The sequence below is a fragment of the Polaribacter litoreus genome (genome assembly GCF_054584775.1).
Genome location: NZ_JBTLRD010000038.1, coordinates 1 through 5,171, shown reverse-complemented (window position 1 = coordinate 5,171; position 5,171 = coordinate 1). Strand labels below are relative to the sequence as shown.

The 5,171-nt window shown below is 32.4% G+C and carries 3 protein-coding genes; all 3 read left to right on the top strand.

Annotated features, from left to right (window positions below; genetic code table 11):
* Positions 1 to 272 precede the first annotated feature (272 nt).
* The 3 genes from ACW9UN_RS16715 to ACW9UN_RS16705 all read left to right on the top strand — a co-directional run bounded on the left by ACW9UN_RS16715 (position 273) and on the right by ACW9UN_RS16705 (position 4,732).
* The gene (locus tag ACW9UN_RS16715; protein WP_459487507.1) at positions 273 to 956 is read left to right on the top strand and encodes a response regulator transcription factor; all 684 of its coding nucleotides are present in this window, start codon (positions 273 to 275) and stop codon (positions 954 to 956) included.
* A complete protein-coding gene (locus ACW9UN_RS16710) occupies positions 956 to 2,239 on the top strand; it encodes a sensor histidine kinase (RefSeq protein ID WP_459487506.1) in 1,284 nt (427 codons plus the stop codon). The genes ACW9UN_RS16715 and ACW9UN_RS16710 overlap by 1 nt, the downstream gene beginning before the upstream one ends.
* Positions 2,240 to 2,308: 69 nt before the next feature.
* Entirely contained in the window at positions 2,309 to 4,732 is a 2,424-nt protein-coding gene (locus tag ACW9UN_RS16705) for a TonB-dependent receptor (RefSeq protein ID WP_459487505.1), read from the top strand.
* Positions 4,733 to 5,171: the final 439 nt, after the last annotated feature.

The following is a 5,171-nucleotide window of genomic DNA, read 5'->3' as shown; positions in this document are numbered from 1 at the left end:
TTCGCGATTTTTTTTTAGTAATTATCAGGAAAATAGTATCTTTAATTAACGTAACTAACCATACAACCCGTACGTTAGCAACAAGGCGAAAAAAGAAAATTCTAATGAAAGGTCGGTGCAAATTTGAGGGAATTTATTTTGTTTTTTCTACCCTCCCACAAAAAAGAAGAGCCCCATATTAATCCAACGTTTCAACCAAAGATTTGCTAAAGAGTATAAATTTGCTAATGCAACACATTTAAGTAAAAAATAATAACTTCGTAGTAAAAAGAATGAAAGTATTGATTATCGAAGATAATACCGATTTAGCTGAAAGTATCGCAAAATATCTTTCGCCAGAAGGATACATTTGCGAATTGGCATCCAATTTAGAAAAGGCTACTGAGAAAATTAAACTTTATGAATATGATTGTATCCTACTAGATATTTCTCTACCTGACGGTAATGGATTCACAATTTTAGAAGCAATAAAAAAACTGAATAAGCAAGATGGTGTGATTATTATTTCGGCAAAAGATTCTCTTGATGACAGGTTAAAGGGGCTTGTAATTGGTGCAGATGATTATTTGGTCAAACCATTTCATTTGGCAGAACTCTCAATGCGAATTATGGCAGTTGTTCGCAGACGAAAATATAACGGAAATAATCTACTTAATTTGGGGGATATTAATGTTAATCTTATAGAAAAAACTGTTTTTTTCAATCAAAAACCCGTTGAAAGATTATCTCCTAAAGAATATGAACTTCTTTTGTTTTTTATGTCGGCACCCAAAAGGGTTTTAACCAAAAGTACTATTGCAGAACATTTAATGGGAGACCATGCCGATATGTTTGACAATTTCGACGTTATTTATGCACATATTAAAAATTTGAAGAAAAAGCTGAAAAAAGCTGGGTGCATTGGTTACATCAAAACGATTTACGGGATGGGGTATAAATTTGAAACCGAACAGTAATGAAACTTTTACAAAAAACCTTAAAGTTATACCTTGTTTTTTCAATCATTATATTTTTAATAAGTGTTCCAGTATTTTACTTTTTAGTTCAAGACTTATGGATTTCGGATGTTGATGATACCTTAATTTATCAAAAAGAAAATATCATTAACGGAATTGAAGAAAAAAATATGGACAGCATATCCATTGTTCAATTTTCTGAAGCCTTATCAAAAACGAATGCCAGTATTTCCATTACTCAAATTCCAGGAAACCACCTAGCAAAGGATTCAATTTACGATAATGATTTTTATGAAATTTCAAGGCAGCATATTGAACCTTATAGAGAGTTGAAATCGATAGCTGAGGCGAACAATAACTGGTATAAAATTATAGTTAGAAAGGATTTGGTAGAAAGCGAAGATTTAATCCAAGGTATTGTTTTTGTGCAAATCGTTCTTTTTCTAATGTTTTTAATAGGAATGTTATTGTTAAATAGTTATTTCTCAAAAAAAACATGGAAACCTTTTTATTTTATCATTTCAAAATTGCAATCTTACAAGATTGATAGTGTACAACCTATAGAAACAGTGCCTTCAGATATAGAAGAGTTTAATACGCTTAACGATTCCGTTCAAAAACTAACAGAAAATAACATTCAGATTTTTAGGGCACAAAAAGAGTTTACCGAAAATGCAGCCCACGAAACGCAGACCCCATTGGCAGTAATAAAAAATCAAATAGATTTATTGGTACAGGATCAACAAATAAATAAAAATCAATCAGAAATAATCAATAAAATCAGTAAACACATCAATCTTTTAACAAAATTGAACAGGAATTTACTTATGCTTTCTAAGATTGAGAACAATCAATTTACTAAAACAGATTCAGTAATAGTTTCAGGAATTATTAATGAAATCCATGATATGTTTAATGAGCATATTAAGCTGAAAAAGATAGATGTTGTTTCTGAAATATCCAATATAAAGCCCATAGAATCAAACAAACAATTGATACAATCGCTCATTATTAACTTAATGGGGAATGCCATAAAGTATAATATTGAACGCGGTACAATAAAAATAGTTCTAAAAGATAATTTACTTAGCTTTACAAATACGGGTGTAAATGCTTCCTTGCAAACGGACAGGGTATTTGAGCGATTTTACAAACAATCACAACAAATAGATAGTGTTGGACTGGGATTGGCAATTATAAAGCAGATTTGTGATACTTTAGGGTATAAAATATCTTATCAATTTACCTTTCCCAACAAACATGCCTTTATTGTTTTGTTTTAAAATTGGCATTCTAAATGTTTTCAGAATTGAAATTTATGTTTGCAAGTGTTCAATTCAAAACAATAAATAATGAAAATAATAAAATTTTATTTTACACTTGTCATGACGTTAATTTTTACTGTTCAATCTTTTGCTCAAGGCGATGCTGTTATCTCAGGACGAGTAATAGAATTATCAACCCAAAACCCGATTACATTTGCCAATATCCTTTTGACTAACAATAACGATACCACAATTACAGGGACGATAACAGACGAAGACGGTAGGTTTTCTATAAATGGGCTAAATGAGGGACGTTATAAAATTAAAGTATCATTTATTGGCTTTGAAATAAAAGAAATTCCTGTTTTGATAGGTAAATTAAACAAAACTTTTGACCTTGGGAAAATTGAATTGAAAGAGTCTTCAGAAAACCTCAGTGAAGTTGTTATTACAGCAAAGAAAGATATTGTAAGTTCAAGTCTGGACAAAAAAAGTTTCAACATTGATAATAACATTTCACAAGCAGGAGGTTCAGCCATGGATGCCATGAGAAACCTGCCTGGTGTTACCGTAGATACAGAAGGTAAAATATTGTTAAGGGGGAGTGATAAAGTAACCGTGCTAATTGATGGGAAACAAACTAGTCTTACCGGTTTTGGCAACCAAAAGGGACTTGATAATATTCCCGCTTCAAATATTGAAAGAATAGAAATCATTAATAATCCCTCTGCAAAATATGATTCTAGAGGTTTAGCAGGTATTGTGAACATTATTTATAAAAAGCAAAACGAAAAAGGTTTTAATGGTAATGTTGGGCTTAATTTGGGTATTGGAGAATTGACAGCCAGAAAAGATAACCTTGCCAACATCATGGATAAATATGCGTTTACACCTAAAGTAAATCCATCTTTTAACCTAAACTATCGTTCAAAAAACGTGAATTTATTTTTGCAAACAGATGGTATTGTTAGAAAAAGAGTTAATAACAATGAATTTACTTCACGTATTTATTCAAACGGAAACCCCAATATCAGTTCTCAGTTTTTGGAAAACAGAACGCAAGAACTGTACAATATAAAAGCAGGCGTTGACTGGTTTATTGATGACAGCAATAAATTTACTTTTTATTCATTATTTCAAGATGAATACCATATTGATAGAGGTCATGTTCCTTATGATTACGTATCGGATGGTAGTAGGAAACGTTTGTGGACTTGGGCAGAAGATGAAAATACGCGATTTATAAATTACGCAACAAATTTCACACACAACTTTAAACAAGCAGGACATGCATTAGATATTGGATTTTTGTATACCAAAGGAGGCGAAGATGAGTTGTTCCCATTTACAGATACAAGCGACACTAGGGACTCTACAGATGAAACACATTTGTTAGTAGATGAAATTGTTACAGATATAAATATAGACTACGTAAAACCATTAAGGTCTGGTAGAATAGAATTAGGGTCAAAATTGGAATTGAGAAAAATTCCTATTTCCTACAAAATAAATCCTGGAACAAATTCAGTTTTAGACCCAAATCTAGGAGAGTGGTCAAAATACAATCAAGATGTTTATGCCTTATATGCCAACTTAATACATGAAGGCGAAAAACTGGATATTGAAGGTGGCCTTCGTATGGAACAAACTACCATAAATTATGATATTGACCCAGCAAACATTTATTACACTAAAAACGATGCTTATAATTATTTTGAGTTTTTTCCTAATGTTAGGTTGACCTTAAAAGCAGATAAAAACAATAAAATCTCAGCGTTTTATAATAGAAGAATTGATCGCCCAGGAGAATTTGAATTGCGTCCATTCCCAAAATATGATGACCCAGAAATTTTGAAAACAGGTAACCCGTATTTAAGACCTCAATTTACTCAAACTTTTGAGTTGGCCTACAAGACCAAATGGAGTGAGGGCTCTGTTTACCTCGCAGGATTTTACCGTTCAATAGAAGATATTTTTGAACGTATTTTTACAAATGATAATTCAACCTCCAATACCATAATTAATTCAATTCCTCAAAATTTAGGTAACGGTTCAAATTTAGGGTTTGAGATTACTTTAGAACAAACAATTACGGATAGTTGGGGGGTTAATGGAAGTTTTAATTGGTATGCCAATAAAATAAATGCTTTTACAGGAACAAGTATTTATCCATCCTCTCAACCTTTTAATTTTGACGAAAGCAAAAGCAATACTTGGAATTTTAAGTTGAATAACAACATAACATTGCCTTATCAAATGGATTTTCAACTATCGGCCGTTTATTATGCGCCAAATATTATTCCACAGGGAACAATTAAAGAACGCTATTCGGTAGATTTTGGCTTAAAGAAAAAGGCTTTGAAAGGTAAAGCCGAGGTAAGCTTATCAGCTACAGATTTGCTAAATACTTTTGCCATAAAAAAATCAATAATTGGAGATGGTTTTAATTTGACATCAGAGAACTATTACGAAACGCAAGTAGTTACTTTAGGAATGAAGTATAAGTTTTAAAGCCAAAGCACAGCCGTAAGCACATTTGCAAGCCCACAAGAGCCAACGCTCAAACCAAAGGCTTGCAAAAGAGCTTCCGCCTTTACCGCCCACGTAACCGCCTTTCAGGACGGTTTTAGGTTTGCCCACACTCAAAAAAACAAAATAAATTTGTGCTTTGTTGACAGTTTTGTGCAGTTTGAAAAGACAGTTAACAAACCTTAAATGACTGAAAAACAGACTGGAAGAATCAACGCCCAGTTGCTAACAATGTGTATAAATCATTGGGCGGAAAGTGCTAATTTCAAGGGCGTTACACTTAATAAACTTTGTAGCGGTTTGACAGGAAAGTGCTTCGAAATGCCCAACGCTTCATACACCAAACGTTATGTTTTATTGCTCAGGAAAATCTAAACGCAGGAAAAAAATGCTGAACACTCTCTCGCGAATTTTAAAAAAT

Bases quoted from the DNA above. Each gene is read 5' to 3' on its own strand.
- ACW9UN_RS16710 (WP_459487506.1), top strand. From the start codon at position 956: ATGAAACTTTTACAAAAAACCTTAAAGTTATACCTTGTTTTTTCAATC.
- ACW9UN_RS16715 (WP_459487507.1), top strand. From the start codon at position 273: ATGAAAGTATTGATTATCGAAGATAATACCGATTTAGCTGAAAGTATC.
- ACW9UN_RS16705 (WP_459487505.1), top strand. From the start codon at position 2,309: ATGAAAATAATAAAATTTTATTTTACACTTGTCATGACGTTAATTTTT.